Raw genomic sequence first — 18808 nt, 5'->3', positions numbered from 1 at the left:
GGCACCGGGGCCACCCGGGCACTCGGTGCGCACAATGTCCGCGACTGCGTCGGCGTTACCGACCGGTTTCCGGTGCGGGTTCGAGCGGGGGGCTCGTGACGCCGCAGTGCACCGTGCACTCCGGCTGCGCTGTCTCCTCCACCGCGGCCGGCGGGGTACGGACGGTCGCCCAGGCGATGAGGGCGCCGAGCACCAGCAGTCCGGCGCACATCGGCATGGCCCGCCGGAAGGTCGCGGCGAACTCCCCGGCGTCCCGGTAGGCCTCCGGCCCCATCCCGGAGAGGAGGGGCAGGGCGGCCACCGCGATCAGCCCGGCGGCGCGGGCCGCGGCGTTGTTGATCCCGCTGGCGAGGCCGGCCCGGGCGGTGTCCACGGAGGCCAGGACGGTCGCGGTGAGGGGTGCCACGAGGGTGACGAGGCCGACGCCGAGGACGGCGACGGCGGGGAGTACGTCGGTCAGGTATCCGGTCACGGAGTCGGACCCCGGTCCCACCCGCAGCATCAGCAGCATTCCGGCGGCGGCGATCAGCGGACCGGCGGTGAGCGGGATGCGGGGGCCGATGCGCCGGCCCAGTTCCCCGGACCGGGCCGAGAACAGCAGCATCAGGACGGTGGTCGGCAGCAGGGCGGTGCCCGCGCCGAGCGCGGAGTACCCCGCCACCACCTGGAGCTGGATGGCGGAGAGAAAGAAGAAACCGCCGAGCGCCGCGTACACGCAGAGGGTGACGATGTTGACGGCGGTGAACTGCCGGGACGCGAAAACCGACGGCGGCAGCATGGGGTCCGGCCGCCTCCGCTCGACCTCGACGAACGCGGCGCCGAGCAGCACCCCGCCCACCGCCGCACCGATCACCGCCGGGGACGCGCCGCGCCCCGGCGCCTCGATCAGCGCGTACGTCACCAGCGCGAGCGCGAGGGCACCGAGAGCCGCCCCCAGGACGTCGAAGCGGCCGTGCTCGGACGGGTCCCGGGACTCCGGTACGTGGCGCAGGGCGACGGGCACACAGATCGCGGCGAGCGGCAGGTTGAGCAGGAACACCCACCGCCAGCCGGGCCCGTCGACGAGCCACCCGCCGACGAACGGTCCGACGGCGGCGCCGACCCCGCCGAGCCCCGACCACAGCCCGACCGCGCGGGCCCGGTCGTCCGGGTGGAAGCTCGCCTGGATCAGCGCCAGCGACCCGGGCGTGAGCAGGGCGCCGCCGACACCCTGGAGGGCACGGGCGGCGATGAGCACGTCGGCGTCGGGCGCGAGACCGCAGAGCAGCGAGGCGGCGGCGAACCACACGACGCCGACGACGAAGACCCGCCGCCGCCCGTAACGGTCACCGAGCGCTCCCCCGAGGAGGATCAGCCCGGCCAGGGTCAGCATGTAGGCGTTGACGGTCCACTGGAGGGCTGCCAGGCCGGTGCCGAAGTCCTCGCCGATGCGGGGCAGGGCGACGTTGATGACGGTGGAGTCGAGCATGGCCATGCTCGACCCGAGCACGGTGGTGAGAACGACCCAGCGCCCGGTGGGGGAGGCGACACGGATGCCGCCGGAACCTGCTGCTTGCTCCGCCATGGCCCCAGCATCGCAAGATCAAGCCCCTCCAGCCCGTTCAAAGGCGCTGCCCGGCAGGATCGACCGCTCCGGCCCGGTCAGCCACAGCCACAGCCGCTGCCGCTGCCGCTGCCGCTGCCGCTGCCGGGCACAATCACCCCCCTCCGGCGATCGAGGAGCGGGAGTCCGGGGCAGCGCCCCCGATTCGGCCCACGCCCCCGCCCCCGATTCGGCCCATGCCCCCCGCCCCCGCACGGCCGCTATGCGGCCCCCCGCACCGTCTCCACCCCTCGGATCAACGCCTCCACCCCCGCCTCCACCTTGCTCCGTGCGCACCCCACGTTCAGCCGTACGAAGCCATCCGCCCCGTACACGCTCCCCGGCATCACGGCGACCCGCTCCCGCTCGACCAGCACGCGCTGAAGCGCCTCGTCGTCCTTGACGCCCGCCCGTCGCAGGTCGATCCAGGCGAGGTACCCGGCCTGCGGCAGCTCCCACCCCAGCTCGGGGAACGCGCCGTTCAGCCGCTCCGCGACCAGCGCCAGGTTCCCGGCGACATACGCGCGCACGGCGTCCAGCCACGCGGCGCCGTCCCGGTACGCGGCGATGTGAGCGGTCAGCGAGAGCACCGCCGGGGAGGCGAGGCCCTCGGCGGTCTCCATCCGCCGCAGGAACTCCGTGCGGTCCTCCGAGCGGCCGATGAGCCCGTACGAACCGGTCAGTGCCGGGAAGTTGAACGCCTTCGAGGCCGAGGTGATGAGCGCCCAGCGCCCGTCACCTCCCACCCGCGTCCACGGCACGTGCGGACGCCCGTCGTGCACGAAGTCCGCGTGGATCTCGTCGCTGATCACGGCGACCCCGTGCCGGGCCGCGAGGGAGGCCATCTCCACGAGCTCCGCCTCCGTCCACACCCGCCCCGACGGGTTGTGCGGCGAGCAGACCACGAGGACCTTGCTGTCCTCCCGCGCGAGCTCCCGCTCCAGCGCGGCCGTGTCCCCGAGGCCCACGCCCCGCAGTTCACGGCCGAGCCCGGTGATCGCCTTGCGGAAGCCGTCGTACGTCGGGGTGTGGACGACCACACCGTCCCCCGCGGCCGTCCACATCTGGAGCAGCTGCGACAGCTGACTGAGCACGGACGGCCCGTACACCAGCCGGCCGGTGTCGATCGTCGTGCCGTACCGGGTCGTGTACCAGTGGGCGATCGCCGAGCGGAAGTCGTCCTGCCACCAGTCCGTGTAGCCGAACACGCCGTGGTCGAGCCGGTCCCGCAGGGCGGCCAGCACCTCGGGGGCCGTCTCGAAGTCCATGTCCGAGATGGTGAACGGCAGCAGTCCGTCCACACCGAACCGGTCCGCGACCCCGTCCCACTGGACGCACCAGGTGCCGCGGCGGTCGATCACGGTGTCGAAGTCGTAGGAAGCGCTCACAGGTGTTCCCCTCACGTCGTTCCAGCCGGGTGCGGACATGCAGTGGGCCCGGCATCCCAAGGGATACCGGGCCCACGCAGAAATCCGTACGGAATTACTTCAGCTTGGTGCCGGTGGACCGCAGGTTGGCGCAGGCCTCCGTGACGCGCTTGGCCATGCCGCCCTCGGCGGACTTGCCCCAGCTGCGCGGGTCGTAGACCTTCTTGTTGCCGACCTCGCCGTCGACCTTCAGGACGCCGTCGTAGTTGCGGAACACGTGGTCCACGATCGGGCGGGTGAAGGCGTACTGGGTGTCGGTGTCGAGGTTCATCTTCACGACGCCGTTCTCCAGCGCGGTGGCGATCTCCTCGGCGGTGGAGCCGGAGCCGCCGTGGAAGACGAAGTCGAACGGGGACGTCTTGCCGTACTTGGCGCCAACGCCCTCCTGGAGGTCCTTGAGGAGCTCGGGACGCAGGACGACGTTGCCCGGCTTGTAGACACCGTGCACGTTGCCGAAGGACGCGGCCAGCAGGTAGCGGCCCTTCTCGCCCAGACCGAGCGCCTCGGCGGTGCGCAGCGCGTCGTCGACGGTCGTGTAGAGCTCGTCGTTGATCTCGTGGGTGACGCCGTCCTCCTCGCCACCGGTCGGGGTGATCTCGACCTCGAGGATGATCTTGGCAGCGGCAGCCTTGGCCAGCAGCTCCTGGCCGATGGCCAGGTTGTCGGCCAGCGTCTCGGCCGAGCCGTCCCACATGTGGGACTGGAACAGCGGGTTCAGACCCTTGGCGACACGCTCCGCGGAGATGTCGATCAGCGGACGGACGTACGTGTCCAGCTTGTCCTTGGGGCAGTGGTCGGTGTGCAGCGCGACCGTGATGTCGTACTTGGCGGCGACGATGTGCGCGAACTCGGCGAGGGCAACGGCGCCCGTGACCATGTCCTTGTTGTACTGGCCGCCCAGGAACTCCGCCCCACCGGTGGAGATCTGAACGATGCCGTCGCTCTCGGCCTCGGCGAAACCGCGCAGCGCAGCGTGCAGGGTCTGCGTCGACGTCACATTGATGGCCGGGTAGGCGAACTTGCCTGCCTTCGCCCGGTCGAGCATCTCGGCGTAGACCTCGGGGGTTGCGATGGGCATCTGTCCGCTCCTTGGGATGTGCGGGTGTGCGTTGCTGGTTCCCTGACCTGGGGGCGACGTCATCGTCGCCCCCATCTTCCCAGACTCTCGTCCCGGCTCCACCCGGTGTACTCCCCCAGCGTCCCCGGGCTACCGCCGCAGAGATACGACAAGGGGGGCCGGTTTCACGTGAAACCGGCCCCCCTTGAGGGAATCCGCAGGTCAGACGGGTCAGACAGGTCAGGACAGGTCGAGGTCCGGTACCGAGTAGACGTGGACGTACGGGAGGCCCGCCTCGGCGATGGCCGGAGCGGCACCCCTCTCCACGATCACGGCGACGGCGACGACCTCGCCGCCCGCCTCACGCACGGCCTCGACGGCGGTCAGCGGCGAACCACCGGTCGTCGAGGTGTCCTCGACGACCAGGCAGCGACGGCCCTTGACGTCCGTGCCCTCGATCCGGCGCTGCATGCCGTGGGCCTTCTGCGCCTTGCGCACCACGAACGCGTCCAGTTCCTGCCCGCGGGCGGCGGAAGCGTGCAGCATCGAGGTGGCGACCGGGTCGGCACCCAGCGTCAGCCCGCCCACGCAGTCGTAGTCCAGCTCCGCGGTGGCGTCGAGCATGACCTGACCGACCATCGGAGCGGCCTTGCCGTCCAGCGTGATGCGGCGCAGATCGATGTACCAGTCGGCCTCGAGACCGGAGGAGAGCGTCACCTTGCCGTGAACCACGGCCTTGTCCTTGATCTGCTGCAACAGCTCAGCGCGTACGTCAGTCATGGTTACGAGGATAAGGGCGCCCGGTGGCGGCCCGTACGCAGAACCTGCGCCTGCTCCCGTTCACGGCTGTACCCGGAACCCGCGCCGGCTCCGGTTCGCGCCCGTGTCTCAGAGCCTGCGCCAGCTCCAGGTCGTCGCGATCTCCAGCGGCTCGATCGGAGTGACATAGCGCGGCGCGGTGTTCAGCCCGTTCGGAGGGCCCGACTGCGGCTCCACACAGACCGCCTCGTCCTGCTCGTCGTAGACCACGACCCACTCGGTCCGGCTCTTCACCGTGAGCTCCAGCTGCTCCGGCCAGGTGAGGGTCACATCGACGCCGTCGGGCATGCCGAAGCAGTCGTCCCACGGTCCGGCCAGGGGAGGGATCCGGTGACCGGTCGGCAGATGGTTCTCGCCCCGCTCCTCCTGCCACGCGGCATCGAAGCCGATCCGGACGTCCTCGCCGCTGCCGAGGTTGCGCCGGAACCACGGATGCCAGCCGGCCTGCGCCGGGAAGGAGTCCCCGTACGTCTCGATGCCGAACGCCAACGTCAGTGCGGTTTCGGTCAGTTCGAAGGTCTGCGTCACGCGGCCCGGGTACGGCCAGGGGTCGGCCAGGTCGTAGTAGAACGCGGCTTCCGTCCCGCTCGCCCGCGCGGTTCGCCAGGCCGTGTCACGGCCCGTGCCGTGGATGGCGTGCGGCGGAGCGGTCAGCGGCAGCTGGTGCAGCACGCCGCCGTTGCGGAACTGCCCGTTCTCCGTCCGCCCGCACCACGGCACCATCGGGAAACAGCCGTACCGCTCCCCCTGCCGCAGCAGTTCGGTACCGCCGATCCGCAGACTGCTGATACGGCAGCCGTTGGCGGGGTTCACGGTCAACTCTGCGTCGCCGACGGACAGCCGGACGTCCTTCTCGCTGCTGCTCACACGACGACCCTACTGGCGCGCCTACCTCCGTCGCCGCAGCGCCCGGCTCACCACCACTGCGGAGGCGAGAGCGAGCGCGGCCGCAGGGGCCACCCAGCGGAGCGTGGCGCCCGCACCGGCCGAATCGGGTGACGGCACTGGGGCGTACCGGCCGCGCGGCGGAGCGTGGTCGACCTCCTCCGCGCTGCGGCCGATCATGGTGCGACGGGCATGCGCCGCCTCGGCCGGCGGCCCGTCCGGGACGGTGAACTCGATCCCGGCCACCGGATCCAGCGAAGACGGCGGCACCGGGGTGTCGAAGACGGAGGCCTGGTCCGACGGCTGGTCCCCCGCCGACGCGTCGTCCGCGTCCGCCTCGTGCCGGGGCTCGGCCTCGGCGGCCCCCGGGACGTCCGCCTCCTCGGCGGCCTCCTCGATGGCCTGCTCCACCGCTTCCCCGACGGCCTGCTCCTCGGCGGCGACGGCTGCGCCGGGCTCGACCGCGGCATCGGCGTCCCCGTCATCCGCAGCCTCGTCCCCAGCGCCGCCCGCGGGCCCGTCCGCCGCACTGTCCGCACTGCCGTCTACGGCCCCGCCCGCACGGCCGTCCGCCGCACCGTCCGCACCGTCCGTGGTGTCCCCCGCCCCCGCGTCACCGGCGAGGGACTCGGTCACCAGTTGCTGGGCGAACCGGTCCAGCAGACGGTGGGCAGCCGACAGCGCGGCCGCCGGGTCCAGCTCCAGCAGGCGGCCGTCACCGCTCACCGTGCCCTCGAAGGCGATCGCCGTACCGCCGTCGCGTTCGGTGAGGCGGACGGTCAGGGCGAGCTTCGCCGAACCGCTGCCCCGCGCCTCCGCACCCTCGCCCGCCACGGAGAGGCCGTGGCCCGCGTCCCCCGCCGGGGGTGCCGTCAGCGGAGTGAGCCGCAGCGCTCCCCGGTAGGTGATGGTGTGGCCGCCGACCCTGACCTTGAGCCTGCCTGTCAGCGGACCCGCGGACGCGTCGGCATCCTGTTGAAGCCCCGGCACGCAGCGCGCGACCCGGGCAGGATCGCCCAGCGTCCGCCGAAGGGCCGGGACCGGAACCGGAACGAACACCTCATGCTCCATGGAAACCGAGCCTACTCAGCCCCGGCCACCTCGTCAGCGCTTCGGCGCCCCCGGAAGGCCGCCGCCACAGGCCCGGCACGCCCCGCTCACCGCTGCTCCCAGTACCGCGGGTGCACGAGCGTCGAGGGCGTCTGGCCCCGCAGCCGCCCGGACTCCGCCCGCCGGCCGGCGTCCAGCAGCGCCGGGCCCGTCAGGGACCGCAGCCGGGGCACCCCGGAGTCCAGTCCGAGGCCCGGCGCCGCGCCGGGGCCGGCCAGCACGAATCCCCAGCCGTGCACCTCGGCCGTGGGACCCGTGGACCGGTCGGGGCCCACCGCGAACCCCGAGTACCGCCCGCTGATCCGATAGGGGCGGGTGTGCAGCCCCGCCGCCCGCATCGACGCCTCGACCGTCCAGTACGTACGCGGCCGGCTCACCGCCGGCCCCGCGTGCACCACCAGCCGGCCGCCCGGCGTCAGAACCTCGGCAGCCAGTCCGTAGAACTCCGCCGAATAGAGCTTCGTGCTCGCCGAGATCCCCGGGTCCGGCAGGTCCGCGATCACCACGTCGTAGCGGTCGTGCGCCGCCCGCAGCCAGCTGAACGCGTCCCCGGTCACGGCGGTCAGCCGCGGGTCCCGGTAGGCGTGCGCGTTCAGCGCGGACAGCGCGTGGTCCGTACGGGCCAACCGGGTGACGCCGGGGTCCAGCTCCACCAGGGTCACGCCCCGCACGTCCGGGTAGCGCAGCACCTCACGGGCGGCCAGGCCGTCGCCGCCGCCCAGGATCAGCACCCTCCCGTGCGGCCCGTTCATCGCCGGGTGCACCAGCGCCTCGTGATAGCGGTACTCGTCGCGGGAGCTGACCCGCAGGCGCCCGTCCAGATAGAGGTCGAGGGAGCCCCGGTCCCGGCCGGTCAGCACGACCTCCTGGACCTCGGTCTGCACCGCGACGCGCACCTGGTCCCCGTACACCGCCCGCCGCGCCGCCCGCTCGAAGTCGTCGGCCAGCACCGCGGCCGAGGCGAGCACGGCGATCACCGTCACATTCGCGACGACCAGCAGCCACCGGGAGCGGGCCGTGAGGTCCCGCCGGAACACCCACAGGACCAGCGCACCGCCCGCCGCCGCGTTGACCGCACCTGTGAACAGCGCGCCCGTGAGCTGCCCGAGCATCGGCAGCAGCAGGAAAGGGAACGCCAGCCCCCCGACCAGCGCGCCCACGTAGTCGGCGGCGAAGAGGTCGGCCACGGCACCACCCGCGTCCTGCCGGTCCACCCGCTGGATCAGCGTCATCAGCAGCGGGATCTCCGCACCGATCAGAATCCCGATCGCCAGCGAGAACCCGACCAGCGCGTACCGCGACTCCCCGATCCAGGCGAACGACGCGTAGAGCACCAGCGCGGAGAATCCGCCTACCAGGGCGAGGGCCGCCTCGATCAGCCCGAAGCCGACCGCGGCGTGGCTGCGTAAACGTTTCGCGAGCAGTGAGCCGATGCCCATGGCGAACACCATCACGGACAGCACGACGGACGCCTGGGTGACCGAGTCACCGATCAGATAGGAGGCGAGTGCGACCAGTTCGAGCTCGTACACCAGCCCGCAGGCGGCACAGATGAAGACGGTGGCCAGCACGAGGTACCTGCCGGTCCTCGGTCGCACGGGAAGCCGCGCCGCGCCCCGTCGCAGCGGCACCTGCTGGTCGATCATGCCGCGAACGCTACGTCACTGAAACGTGGCCGCTTGTCACCCACAAGGGTGTAATCGGCGCACTCCCAACGGAGTTGGCGCCGGTCACAGCGCCGCCGATGCCGGCATCCGCACGCCCACCCGGGTCCGCGTCACCACCAGCCGGCCCTCCTGCGGATACGCGTGCCAGGTGCGCCACCGCACCTGACCCTCGGTCCGCTGGGCCAGCATGGCGGTGAAGGCGTGCGGACTCCCCGGAAACGTCCCGGCCAGTCCGTGCGGATGATCGGCGACGAGCGCCAGCAGCTCCTGCGCGCGACCCGCGAAGGAGCCCGCGCCGAGGGTCTCGACCCGCGCCGCGAACTCGTACTCCCAGTCACCCAGCCGCTTGGAGACACCCAAGGGCAGTGGGGTGCTGCTGCCGGGGATGCACGCGACGGTTTCGGAACAGCTGCCGCGCTCTTCCTCGAGAAGCACCTGGTGAGAGGCGCCGAGCAGGCGCAGCTGCAGTTGCGCGCCGCCGAGCCGGAGGTCGAGGACGGCCAGCGCCGGGAGCGGCTCGCGCCCCAGCGCCCAGGCCAGATCGGCGGCACAGGTGTCGGAATAGGCCGTATGAAGGGTCGTGAGCATGGGTCGGCTCCGCAAACACACATGGACACGTGGACATGGGGCGCCCCGACGTGGTGCACGTGGGAGGTGGGAAGCGCCCGATCAGGTCCAACTGGGGTCCGAGGGCTGGATGTTCTCTCAACCGAGGGAATCACGAACTACGCCGCACTCGCAGCGTTTTTACCCAACTTGGCGTGGTTTCCATCCCCTGGGGGGCCTGCCGGTTCAGGTGTTCACCAGGGACGCGCCCCACGGCCCAACGAAAAGATGTCCGGCGGGACTTAGATCGGGAGCTTCCCCCCTGAGTCCCGCCGGACACCGGCCGGCCGTTCCGCCCGGCCGCGGACCAGCTGCCCCGTGTCAGCTGCCTCCGCCGCATCCGCCCCCGCCACCGCAGGAGGAACCGCCGCCGCACGAGGAACCTCCGCCGCACGAGTGCCCGCCGGAGTGCCCGCCGGAGTCGCCGCCCCCGACCCACGCACTGCCGCCGGCGTCGCCGCCGCCCCCGCCGCCCGGCCTGCGCCGCTTGGGCGCCCGCCTGCGGTGGTTCGCGACATTCCCCCTGACCAGAACGGCGATCACGACCGCCACGACCACGGTCAGCGCTATGCCCACGTCCACGGACCTCACGTCCTTCCGTCCCCCGAAGCGAGGCCCCCCGCTCCGCACCGATTCCTGCGTGCCAGGGGGATGCCCTCGCTCCCGTACGGCCAAAGCAGACTTGAGCAACTCCAGAGGTTCCGCCCAGGATGGCGTCATGACACAGGGACGACCGCTGCTCAACCGCCGCCTCGCCGAGTTCGGCACGACGATCTTCGCGGAGATGTCCGCGCTGGCCGTCCGCACCGGCGCCATCAACCTCGGCCAGGGCTTCCCCGACACCGACGGCCCCGAGGAGGTCCGCGAGGCCGCGGTCCGCGCCCTGCGCGCCGGGCACGGCAACCAGTACCCGCCGGGGCCCGGCGTCCCCGAACTGCGTACCGCTATCGCCGCCCACCAGCAGGGCCGCTACGCCCTGACGTACGACCCCGACACCGAGGTCCTGGTCACCGCGGGCGCCACCGAGGCCATCGCGGCCACCCTGCTGGCGCTCCTGGAGCCCGGCGACGAGGTCATCGCGCTGGAGCCGTACTACGACTCGTACGCCGCCTGCATCGCCATGGCGGGCGCCACCCGCGTCCCCGTGACGCTGCACCCCGAACCGTCCACGGGCACGTACCGGCTGGACCTCGACGAACTGCGCGCGGCCGTCACCCCCCGCACCCGGCTGCTCCTGCTCAACACCCCGCACAACCCCACGGGAACCGTCCTGACCCGTGAGGAACTCGACGCGATCGCCGGCCTCGCCTGCGAGCGCGATCTCCTCGTCGTCACCGACGAGGTCTACGAACACCTGGTCTTCGAGGGCGAGCACCTGCCGCTGGCCGCCTTCCCCGGCATGCGCGAGCGCACGGTCACCATCAGCTCGGCCGGCAAGACGTTCTCCTTCACGGGCTGGAAGGTCGGCTGGATCACCGCGAGCCCCGAGCTGGTGACGGCCGTCCGCTCGGCCAAGCAGTTCCTGACCTACGTCTCCGCAGGGCCGTTCCAGTACGCCGTCGCCGAGGCGCTGAACCTGCCCGACAGCTACTTCGACACGCTGCGCGCGGATCTGCGGGCCAAGCGGGACCTGCTGAGCACCGGACTCACGGAGGCCGGCTTCGAGGTCTACCGCCCGGCGGGCACGTACTTCGTCACCACCGACATCCGCCCGCTCGACAGCAGCGGCGACGGCTTCGCGTTCTGCCGCTCGCTGCCGGAGCGGTGCGGGGTCGTGGCCGTGCCCAACGCGGTCTTCTACGACCACCGGGAGCAGGGCGCACCCTTTGTTCGCTTCGCGTTCTGCAAGCGCACGGAGGTGCTGGAGGAGGCCGTCTCCCGGCTCAAGACGCTGGCCGCGTAACAACCAACAGGCATACCAGCAAAGGCACCGGCCACATGGCCTGGTTGCTCCGAGCCGCCGCGCACCGGCACCTGTCGCCGGTGACTGAACATCAACCGTCGGCGAGAGAGCCGCCGCACCGACGGAGCACGTGAGCACCGCCACGAGGACCACAGGCGGACGCACGGAGGAACATCACGCTGTAGCTCGTAGATGACGCAAGCCCTACGGTGGCGCGATGGATGAACGAGCCCGACTGCTGACGCGCAGCTGCACGACCGGGTGGGGCGACTGGATTCACGGGGAGCTGTGGCTGCTCCCGTCCTCGTTGGTCCGCCGGCGGCTCGGGTTCACTGCCACCCTGGCGAACGCGAAGGGGCCAACGGTGGTCGTGCCGTTGCCGGAGACTGACGTCACCGCGGCTGCCACCGCGCGGATCCGGGCGGAGCACCGGACCAACAAAGTGATCCCTCTGGCCGGCATTGCCTCCGCCCATCTACGTCGCGGCATCACCGCCGACCGACTCACCGTGCGCATGCATGACGGGGCCCAGCACAAACTTCTCTGGCTCCCCACCGACCCCGCATATGCCGTACTCGTGCAGGTGCTCACCCCCTGGCTCCGCTGACTCACCAACCCACCATCGCCGGGCAGGACGAGGTTGTCGAGGCCGGGAAAGCACGAAGCGCTTGACGCTATTCGGTGTCCTTGGGGTGCCGCGGGGAGGCGTACACCAGGATCACGGTGGAGGTCTCCGGGCTGGCCGGATAGCGAACCCGGCCGCCGCTGGTGATCTCGTACTCCCACTGCTCCAGCTCGGAGCCCTTCCACTCCCTGGTGGCATGCCTGCCGCGGAGCTGGTGCTGGCGGTTCCAGTTGGCGCGCGACAGCGGGTCCGTGCGAAGGGCTTCCAGACAGCGATGCGCGTTCGGCAACGCCACCCGGCACAGCTCCTCCCAACCGGTCGCGGCCTCCGTGGTCCCGTGAATGACGTTCCAGCCGCTCAGCGGGGGAACACTGACCCGATCGCCTTTCTTCGGGCTCATTCGTGCACCTCGACCGGGCCGAGGTCGACGCCCCCAAGCGGACGGACTGCTTCCCTGAGCTGGTCAGGGTCGGCGTTGATGCGGGCGGTTGCCCGCCACGAGACGATCGCTCGGTGCACAGCCTCCCTGGCGCCCAGCTCGGCGGCGTCGGACAGCGCGTCCAGGAGCTCGACGGTGAATTCCCGGACTTCTTCGTCGTCCAGGTGACGTACCCACGGGAACACCTCAGGCAGCGCGAGCAGAAGCGACCTGACACCACCGTCCTGCTTCATCAGAGCAAGGAACAGTCGGGACGCGGTAGTCAGGTTCTCCTCACTGCGCTCTGCGTGTGTGGCCGTGGTCAGCACCATGTCAGGAGCGTCCCGGTGCGTGACACGCAGACATCCCAGGGCGGCGGCCCTGGCAGCGACGGCCTTCGGGTTCCGGGACAGATCGGTGAACGAGACGGATTCCGATTCGGGTGCCAGGTGCGCAAGGCTCATACTCAGACCGTACTCTGATTGCACTCTGATTGCGAGGGCGGAAGGTGGGACGGCAATGAAGGACCCTTCCTGCGACGATCTGCCTCCTCCAGCGCCGACGTCGGCGTCGGGCCGGGCGGGTCGCATGCGAATGAGTGCGTGAACGAGGTGTCGCCTGGATCACCGCGAGCCCCGAGCTGGTGACGGCCGTCCGCTCGGCCAAGCAGTTCCTGACCTACGTCTCCGCAGGGCCGTTCCAGTACGCCGTCGCCGAGGCGCTGAACCTGCCCGACAGCTACTTCGACACGCTGCGCGCGGATCTGCGGGCCAAGCGGGACCTGCTGAGCACCGGACTCACGGAGGCCGGCTTCGAGGTCTACCGCCCGGCGGGCACGTACTTCGTCACCACCGACATCCGCCCGCTCGACAGCAGCGGCGACGGCTTCGCGTTCTGCCGCTCGCTGCCGGAGCGGTGCGGGGTCGTGGCCGTGCCCAACGCGGTCTTCTACGACCACCGGGAGCAGGGCGCACCCTTTGTTCGCTTCGCGTTCTGCAAGCGCACGGAGGTGCTGGAGGAGGCCGTCTCCCGGCTGAAGGGCCTGTGACGGAGCCCGGCGCGGGGAACGGTCCGGTCGGACCGTTCCCCGCGCCGGGCTCTCGTGGGGCAGATGAGGCTCAGGCCTCGGGAGCGTCCTGCTCCGCGTCGTCCGCCTTCTCCTCGGCCGGGGCCAGGCCGAGGCGCTCCAGCAGCCACTTGTCGAACTCGATGGAGGCGCGCACCCAGCTGACCGTCGAGGAGACGAAGTGCTCCAGCGCGACGCCGGTGCCGATGAGCATCTGCGCCTCACCGATCAGCCGGACCGAGGTGCCGGTTTCCTCGGAGCCCTCCTCGGGCTCGTGGGTGTGCGTGTAGACCTTGGGCCACAGGGTGCGGCGGTTCCAGTCGTCGATCGCGTCGAGGAGGACCGGGCGCTGGTCCGCGTCGTGCGGGCGGTCGTAGAACGTACGGACCGAGAAGACCTGCTGCTCGCCCTCGCCACGGAACATGAAGTACGTGCGGAATTCTTCCCACGGCGCCGCGAGGTCGCCCTCGTCGTCGACGACGTACTTCAGCTCCATCTGCTCCAGGAGCTGCTTGACGAGGTCCTGGTCAGGGACGACGGGGCCCTCCGGTCCTGCCGCCTGCGGTTCGGGCTGGCCCCCGAAGTTAGGAATCGAGGACGGATCGATGCTCACCGTAATTTCCCTTCGTGCGGTTGGCTGCCATCCTCTCCCATGCCGGGCGGGGCGTGGCAAGCCCGGACGGCCCCGATCCGCCACAAGCTGATATCCAGCCGGTGGGGACCGGGGCCGCCGGTTACGCCACATGTGCTCCGGTCAGGTCACCGGGCCGACGCTCAGGCCGACGCCCCGACACTCAGGCCGTCGCCCTCACGGTCGACGCGGACCGTGGCGCCGTCCGTGATCTCGCCCGCGATGATCTTCTTCGCGAGCCGGTCACCGATCGCCGTCTGGATGAGGCGGCGCAGCGGCCGGGCACCGTAGGCCGGGTCGTTGCCCTCCTCGGCCAGCCAGGCCAGGGCGGCCGGGGTGACGTCGAGGGTGAGCTGCCGGTCGGCGAGCCGCTTGGCGAGCCGGTCGATCTGCAGCCCCGCGATGTGGGCGAGCTCGTCGCCGGACAGGGCGGAGAAGACGACCAGGTCGTCGAGCCGGTTGAGGAACTCCGGCTTGAACGAGGCCCGCACGACGTCCAGGACCTGCTTCTTCTTCTCCTCGGGCTTGGTCAGGGGGTCGACCAGGTACTGGCTGCCGAGGTTGGACGTCAGGATCAGGATGGTGTTGCGGAAGTCCACCGTCCGGCCCTGTCCGTCGGTGAGCCGGCCGTCGTCGAGGACCTGGAGCAGGATGTCGAAGACCTCGGGGTGCGCCTTCTCCACCTCGTCCAGCAGGACGACGCTGTACGGGCGGCGGCGGACCGCCTCCGTGAGCTGGCCGCCCTCCTCGTAGCCGACGTACCCGGGCGGAGCGCCGACCAGCCGGGCCACGCTGTGCTTCTCGCCGTACTCGCTCATGTCGATGCGGACCATGGCCCGCTCGTCGTCGAAGAGGAAGTCCGCGAGGGCCTTCGCCAGCTCGGTCTTGCCGACACCGGTGGGGCCGAGGAAGAGGAACGATCCGGTGGGCCGGTCGGGGTCGGCGATACCGGCCCGGGTGCGGCGTACCGCGTCCGAGACGGCCTGCACGGCCTCGGTCTGGCCGATGAGGCGCCGGCCCAGCTCCTGCTCCATGCGCAGCAGTTTCTGGGTCTCGCCCTCCAGCAGCCGGCCGGCCGGGATGCCGGTCCAGGCACCGACGACATCGGCGATGTCGTCCGGTCCGACCTCGTCCTTGACCAGGGTCTCCTTGGGCTCCTTCGCGGCCTCCTGCTCGGCCTCCGCTGCCTCGGCCAGCTCCCGCTCCACACCCGGGATCTCCCCGTACAGCAGCTTGGACGCGGTGTCGAAGTCGCCGTCGCGCTGGGCGCGTTCGGCCTGGCCGTGCAGTTCGTCGAGGCGTTCCTTCAGCTCACCGACGCGGTTGAGGCCCTGCTTCTCCTTCTCCCAGCGGGCGTTGAGACCGCGCAGCTCCTCCTCCTTGTCGGCGAGGTCGCGGCGCAGCTTCTCCAGCCGCTGCTTGGACGCCTGGTCCGTCTCGTTCTTGAGGGCCAGCTCCTCCATGTGCAACCGGTCGACGGCGCGCTGGAGTTCGTCGATCTCGACGGGCGAGGAGTCGATCTCCATGCGCAGCCGGGAGGCCGCTTCGTCGACGAGGTCGATGGCCTTGTCGGGAAGGAAGCGGGAGGTGATGTAGCGGTCGGAGAGCGTGGCGGCGGCGACCAGGGAGGCGTCCGCGATCTGCACCTTGTGGTGGGCCTCGTAGCGGCCCTTGAGCCCGCGCAGGATCGCGATGGTGTCCTCCACGGACGGCTCCGCCACCAGCACCTGCTGGAAGCGGCGCTCCAGCGCCGGGTCCTTCTCGATCCGCTCGCGGTACTCGTCGAGCGTGGTGGCGCCGACCATCCTCAGCTCGCCCCGGGCCAGCATGGGCTTGAGCATGTTGCCCGCGTCCATGGCCGAGTCGCCTCCGGCGCCCGCGCCGACGACGGTGTGGAGCTCGTCGATGAACGTGATGATCTGGCCGTTGCTCTCCTTGATCTCGGAGAGGACGGTCTTCAGGCGTTCCTCGAACTCGCCGCGGTACTTCGCGCCCGCGACCATGGCGCCCAGGTCCAGCGAGACGAGCCGCTTGTTCTTCAGGGACTCGGGGACGTCGCCCTTGACGATGCGCTGGGCGAGCCCTTCGACGACGGCTGTCTTGCCGACGCCGGGCTCGCCGATGAGCACGGGGTTGTTCTTGGTGCGTCGCGAGAGCACCTGGACGACGCGGCGGATCTCCTGGTCGCGCCCGATGACCGGGTCGAGCTTGCCGTCGCGGGCGGCGGCGGTGAAGTCCGTGCCGAATTTCTCCAGGGCCTTGTACTGGCCCTCCGGGTCGGGTGTGGTCACCCGGCGCCCTCCCCTGCTCTTCTCGAACACGTCCAGCAGCTTCTTCGCACTGGCACCCTGCCCGTCGAGGATCTCACCGGCACGGCCGCCCTTGGCCGCGATACCGATGAGCAGGTGCTCGGTGGAGATGTAGTCGTCGCCGAGCTCCTTGGCCCGCCGGGCGGCGTCGTCGATGACGGCGAGCAGCTCACGGTTGGGCTGGGGCGGCGCGACGGTCGAGCCGGTGACGCTGGGCTGCGCGCCCAGGAGCCGCTCGGTCTCGGTGCGTACCGCGATCTGGTCCGCCTCGACGGCAGCCAGCAGATCGATGATGTTCTCGTTGTCCTCGCCCGCGAGCAGCGCGAGCAGCAGATGCCCCGGGGTCAGATCGGGGTGCCCGTCCTTCACGGCCCTGCTGGTGGCCGCGTTGATGGCGTCCCGGCTCCTGTTGGTCAGCTCGGCGTCCACGTGCGCTCTCTCCTCCTTGCGGTGACTGGTCCGTCCTCACTACTGACACGATCAACGTGCACAAAGTTGAGTCTATTCCACTCAAGGCAAAAACGGACCACTTCCGGGCCCCCGGCCCCGCTCCGAGTGAACCGGCCGCTCCGGCCGCCCGCCACCGCGCCGCACCCACTGCCTACGCTGGCCCCATGGCAGTCGACGTACGCAACCCCGGCCCGGAGTACCTCGCGTTCTGGCGCGAGTCCCACATCTGCACCCTCACCACACCCCGCCCCGACGGCACCCCGCACGTGGTGCCCGTGTGCGTGACGTACGACCCCGAGGCCGGCCTCGCCCGCATCATCACCAACAGGAACAGCCGCAAGGTCGCCCACATCCTGGCCGCGGGCCCGGACGGCGCCCGGGTCGCGGCCTGCCAGGTGCACCGACGCCGCTGGGCGACGCTGGAGGGCGTCGCCAGGGTGCGTACGGAGCAGGACAGGGTCGACGAGGCGGTACGCCGCCACACGGAGCGCTACGAGCGCACGCCGTCGCCCAACCCGGACCGGGTCGTCATCGAGATCAGCCTGAACCGGGCGCTCGGCCGGGGCTGACCGCAGCCGCCCCGGGCGCACCGCACCCCGTCAGCTGCCGCCCGCCGACCAGGGCCGGCGGCGCGGCACGGGCGGCGGCGCCATCGGCGCGGGCGCCTGCGCCTGGGCCGGGAGGGGTGCGGCGACCTCGTTCTCCTCCTCGATCGGCGGGAGGCCGTGCGGGAATGCCGGTTCGGGGGCGGCCGCGCGCCCGTCGACGGCGGCGTACAGCCCTTCCCGCGCGGCGGCGTGCAGGGCTTCCCGCATGGCGCGCGGCAGCTCGGCCCGCATCGCGGCCTTCTCCATGTCGGCACCGCCGAAGCCCCGGACGAGGTCCGAGACGAACTGCCCGACGAGTTCGGTGCCGCGCCGTTCGCGCCACATCACCCAGCCCAGATAGAGGCCGGTGCCGTAGGCGAACACCGAGAGGTACGCGACGTAACTCCCGTCCCTGAGCACCATCCGGTGGGTCACGAGGGGGTGCTCACCCCCGGTGCGGATGCGGCGGAACACCGGCACGACCGGCAGCCCGCGCTCCTGCACGACCCTGGCGATCTCGGTGTACGCCGATTCGGCGCGCTCGCCCTGGCCGGCAGCCAGGACCCGCCACTCACCGACCGGTTCGGTGATCCTCGACGTCAGGAAGACGGCGACGAAGGCGATCACGGCGATCTGCGCACCGACCCCCATGATCCCGAGGCCGCTGTCCGGATCACCGGCCAGAGCGACGAGCCCGACGAAGCCGAAGAGGAGAAGCACGGCGAACGCCACGGCGGCGGCCCGCAGCCATACCGCCAGGAAGACCTTCCCGTTCACCGTGTCGTCGAAGGAGACCTCCACCTCGCGGTGGAGCAACGTCCTGTCGAGGTATGCGGCATCGCCGTCATCCCCGCACCGGCCCGGCAGTTTTTCGACCTCGTGTCCGCTCATGAATGACCCTTGGGATGGAAGGGCGGAGCATGGAGGACCGTGTCCCCACCCACACAGCCGGTGCATTTTGACACCTTCTGCATTGCTCCGACCGGAATGTCTCCGGGAGAAGCACAACGGCGCCACCGTGTTCAGGTCACGGTGGCGCCGTTGTGTGGGGGAGTGTCTGAGCGACGTGGAACGACGGGGGATCGCTCAGGCACTGCGGGGGGTGGCGGAAATGGCTTCGGTTTCGAACAGCTGGTGGTCACGCTGCGCGAGGTTCACAAAAATCATGTCGTACCGAATGGCGCAGCGCACGGGCTGCGGCGCTCCGCGCGGCTTGCGGAGGCAACGGTAGGCGCGGAGTTCCCCGTCGTCCTCACGGGCGACAACGACCGGGTCACCGAACAGAGTGACCATCAACGAATCACCACGGTGGGGAAGTGCCGTGACGAGGTCGATGAAATGCCACCCTGAGCGGTAGGCGGTTGCCATCTCTCGCCGGAAGGTCCGGTCGTCCGGCGGGGTGGTCATGTCAGGCACCCACGCGGTCATGGCCGGGCGACCAACTGATCTCGCCGGGCCCGGTCGACGCCGGCGCGAACCAGCTGATCTCGCCGGGCGAGCTCGCAGCCTCGATGCTCCAGCTGATCTCACCGGGCCCGGCAGCCGCCTCGGCACTCCAACTGATCTCACCGCTGCTGCCCAGAACGGCGAGGCCCAGGACTGCGATGAATGAGACGGCAAGCGCCGAGCGAAGCATTCGCTTATACATGGTCGGCTTCGTCCTCAC

General features: G+C 70.9%; 18 protein-coding genes and 1 pseudogene. 4 read left to right on the top strand and 15 right to left on the bottom strand.

Annotated elements, in window-relative coordinates; genetic code table 11:
- Nucleotides 1-55: 55 nt before the first annotated feature.
- From ABT025_RS17285 to ABT025_RS17250, 8 genes are all read right to left on the bottom strand, one after another.
- Entirely contained in the window at nt 56-1564 is a 1509-nt protein-coding gene (locus ABT025_RS17285) for an MFS transporter (protein WP_350994767.1), read from the bottom strand.
- Nucleotides 1565-1803: 239 nt separating this feature from the next.
- Nucleotides 1804-2970 carry a MalY/PatB family protein gene (locus ABT025_RS17280; protein ID WP_350994766.1) on the bottom strand — a complete coding sequence of 389 codons (1167 nt, stop codon included), beginning with the start codon at nt 2968-2970 and terminating at the stop codon, nt 1804-1806.
- Between the two features lie 94 nt (nt 2971-3064).
- Nucleotides 3065-4087: a class II fructose-bisphosphate aldolase gene (gene fbaA / locus ABT025_RS17275; protein ID WP_350994764.1), complete on the bottom strand. Its 1023-nt coding sequence runs from the start codon at nt 4085-4087 to the stop codon at nt 3065-3067.
- 219 nt (nt 4088-4306) lie between these two features.
- Nucleotides 4307-4846, bottom strand: a complete 540-nt coding sequence (pyrE, locus tag ABT025_RS17270) for an orotate phosphoribosyltransferase (RefSeq protein ID WP_311311598.1) — start codon at nt 4844-4846, stop codon at nt 4307-4309.
- 108 nt (nt 4847-4954) lie between these two features.
- Complete coding sequence (locus ABT025_RS17265) at nt 4955-5752, bottom strand: aldose epimerase family protein (RefSeq protein WP_350994762.1); 798 nt, start codon at nt 5750-5752, stop codon at nt 4955-4957.
- A gap of 21 nt (nt 5753-5773) precedes the next feature.
- Entirely contained in the window at nt 5774-6841 is a 1068-nt protein-coding gene (locus ABT025_RS17260; RefSeq protein ID WP_350994760.1) for an SRPBCC domain-containing protein, read from the bottom strand.
- 86 nt (nt 6842-6927) lie between these two features.
- A complete protein-coding gene (locus ABT025_RS17255; RefSeq protein WP_350994758.1) occupies nt 6928-8526 on the bottom strand; it encodes a polyamine aminopropyltransferase in 1599 nt (532 codons plus the stop codon).
- Between the two features lie 84 nt (nt 8527-8610).
- Nucleotides 8611-9135 carry a DUF2617 family protein gene (locus ABT025_RS17250; RefSeq protein WP_350994756.1) on the bottom strand — a complete coding sequence of 175 codons (525 nt, stop codon included), beginning with the start codon at nt 9133-9135 and terminating at the stop codon, nt 8611-8613.
- Nucleotides 9136-9871: 736 nt separating this feature from the next.
- Between ABT025_RS17250 and ABT025_RS17245 the strand changes: the two genes are divergently transcribed.
- Nucleotides 9872-11056 (top strand): pyridoxal phosphate-dependent aminotransferase, encoded by a 1185-nt coding sequence (locus ABT025_RS17245; RefSeq protein WP_350994754.1) that lies wholly within the window; start codon nt 9872-9874, stop codon nt 11054-11056.
- Nucleotides 11057-11273: 217 nt separating this feature from the next.
- Complete coding sequence (locus ABT025_RS17240) at nt 11274-11663, top strand: hypothetical protein (RefSeq protein ID WP_350994753.1); 390 nt, start codon at nt 11274-11276, stop codon at nt 11661-11663.
- A 67-nt stretch (nt 11664-11730) separates the two neighbouring features.
- Here the strand turns inward: ABT025_RS17240 and ABT025_RS17235 are convergent, their stop codons facing one another.
- Both ABT025_RS17235 and ABT025_RS17230 read right to left on the bottom strand, forming a co-directional pair.
- Complete coding sequence (locus ABT025_RS17235) at nt 11731-12081, bottom strand: hypothetical protein (RefSeq protein ID WP_350994751.1); 351 nt, start codon at nt 12079-12081, stop codon at nt 11731-11733.
- Nucleotides 12078-12563 carry a prevent-host-death family protein gene (locus tag ABT025_RS17230; protein ID WP_350994749.1) on the bottom strand — a complete coding sequence of 162 codons (486 nt, stop codon included), beginning with the start codon at nt 12561-12563 and terminating at the stop codon, nt 12078-12080. The genes ABT025_RS17235 and ABT025_RS17230 overlap by 4 nt, the downstream gene beginning before the upstream one ends.
- 149 nt (nt 12564-12712) lie before the next feature.
- Here ABT025_RS17230 and ABT025_RS17225 point away from each other — a divergent pair.
- Nucleotides 12713-13147: pseudogene (locus ABT025_RS17225) on the top strand (aminotransferase class I/II-fold pyridoxal phosphate-dependent enzyme); the annotation flags it as partial.
- Between the two features lie 70 nt (nt 13148-13217).
- On the opposite strand, the gene ABT025_RS17220 reads toward ABT025_RS17225, so the two are convergent.
- Nucleotides 13218-13778, bottom strand: coding sequence for a YbjN domain-containing protein (locus ABT025_RS17220; RefSeq protein WP_350994747.1), 561 nt, complete (start codon nt 13776-13778; stop codon nt 13218-13220).
- Between the two features lie 161 nt (nt 13779-13939).
- Complete coding sequence (clpB, locus tag ABT025_RS17215) at nt 13940-16534, bottom strand: ATP-dependent chaperone ClpB (RefSeq protein ID WP_350994745.1); 2595 nt, start codon at nt 16532-16534, stop codon at nt 13940-13942.
- Between the two features lie 185 nt (nt 16535-16719).
- Between clpB and ABT025_RS17210 the strand changes: the two genes are divergently transcribed.
- A complete protein-coding gene (locus ABT025_RS17210) occupies nt 16720-17124 on the top strand; it encodes a pyridoxamine 5'-phosphate oxidase family protein (protein ID WP_350994743.1) in 405 nt (134 codons plus the stop codon).
- 30 nt (nt 17125-17154) lie between these two features.
- On the opposite strand, the gene ABT025_RS17205 is transcribed toward ABT025_RS17210, so the two are convergent.
- The 3 genes from ABT025_RS17205 to ABT025_RS17195 form a co-directional block, all read right to left on the bottom strand.
- Nucleotides 17155-18033, bottom strand: a complete 879-nt coding sequence (locus ABT025_RS17205; RefSeq protein ID WP_350994741.1) for a hypothetical protein — start codon at nt 18031-18033, stop codon at nt 17155-17157.
- Nucleotides 18034-18228: 195 nt separating this feature from the next.
- The gene (locus ABT025_RS17200) at nt 18229-18549 is read right to left on the bottom strand and encodes a (2Fe-2S)-binding protein (protein ID WP_350994739.1); all 321 of its coding nucleotides are present in this window, start codon (nt 18547-18549) and stop codon (nt 18229-18231) included.
- A 1-nt stretch (nt 18550) separates the two neighbouring features.
- On the bottom strand, nt 18551-18790 hold the full coding sequence (locus ABT025_RS17195) for a hypothetical protein (protein ID WP_350994737.1): 240 nt from the start codon (nt 18788-18790) through the stop codon (nt 18551-18553).
- Between the last annotated feature and the right edge of the window lie 18 nt (nt 18791-18808).

It is taken from the genome of Streptomyces sp. NPDC002809 (genome assembly GCF_040295435.1).
Classification (GTDB): Bacteria; Actinomycetota; Actinomycetes; order Streptomycetales; family Streptomycetaceae; genus Streptomyces.
Note: the sequence above shows the minus strand (reverse complement) of the source record. Positions and strands in the feature narration are given on the sequence as shown.

What these genes read in the sequence shown, in the direction of transcription:
- ABT025_RS17235 (WP_350994751.1), bottom strand. Translation starts at nt 12,081, where the DNA reads ATGAGCCCGAAGAAAGGCGATCGGGTCAGTGTTCCCCCGCTGAGCGGC.
- ABT025_RS17205 (WP_350994741.1), bottom strand. Translation starts at nt 18,033, where the DNA reads ATGAGCGGACACGAGGTCGAAAAACTGCCGGGCCGGTGCGGGGATGAC.
- ABT025_RS17245 (WP_350994754.1), top strand. Translation starts at nt 9,872, where the DNA reads ATGACACAGGGACGACCGCTGCTCAACCGCCGCCTCGCCGAGTTCGGC.
- ABT025_RS17255 (WP_350994758.1), bottom strand. Translation starts at nt 8,526, where the DNA reads ATGATCGACCAGCAGGTGCCGCTGCGACGGGGCGCGGCGCGGCTTCCC.
- pyrE (WP_311311598.1), bottom strand. Translation starts at nt 4,846, where the DNA reads ATGACTGACGTACGCGCTGAGCTGTTGCAGCAGATCAAGGACAAGGCC.
- ABT025_RS17260 (WP_350994760.1), bottom strand. Translation starts at nt 6,841, where the DNA reads ATGGAGCATGAGGTGTTCGTTCCGGTTCCGGTCCCGGCCCTTCGGCGG.
- ABT025_RS17200 (WP_350994739.1), bottom strand. Translation starts at nt 18,549, where the DNA reads ATGACCACCCCGCCGGACGACCGGACCTTCCGGCGAGAGATGGCAACC.
- ABT025_RS17210 (WP_350994743.1), top strand. Translation starts at nt 16,720, where the DNA reads ATGGCAGTCGACGTACGCAACCCCGGCCCGGAGTACCTCGCGTTCTGG.
- ABT025_RS17285 (WP_350994767.1), bottom strand. Translation starts at nt 1,564, where the DNA reads ATGGCGGAGCAAGCAGCAGGTTCCGGCGGCATCCGTGTCGCCTCCCCC.
- ABT025_RS17240 (WP_350994753.1), top strand. Translation starts at nt 11,274, where the DNA reads ATGGATGAACGAGCCCGACTGCTGACGCGCAGCTGCACGACCGGGTGG.
- fbaA (WP_350994764.1), bottom strand. Translation starts at nt 4,087, where the DNA reads ATGCCCATCGCAACCCCCGAGGTCTACGCCGAGATGCTCGACCGGGCG.
- ABT025_RS17230 (WP_350994749.1), bottom strand. Translation starts at nt 12,563, where the DNA reads ATGAGCCTTGCGCACCTGGCACCCGAATCGGAATCCGTCTCGTTCACC.
- ABT025_RS17250 (WP_350994756.1), bottom strand. Translation starts at nt 9,135, where the DNA reads ATGCTCACGACCCTTCATACGGCCTATTCCGACACCTGTGCCGCCGAT.
- ABT025_RS17195 (WP_350994737.1), bottom strand. Translation starts at nt 18,790, where the DNA reads ATGTATAAGCGAATGCTTCGCTCGGCGCTTGCCGTCTCATTCATCGCA.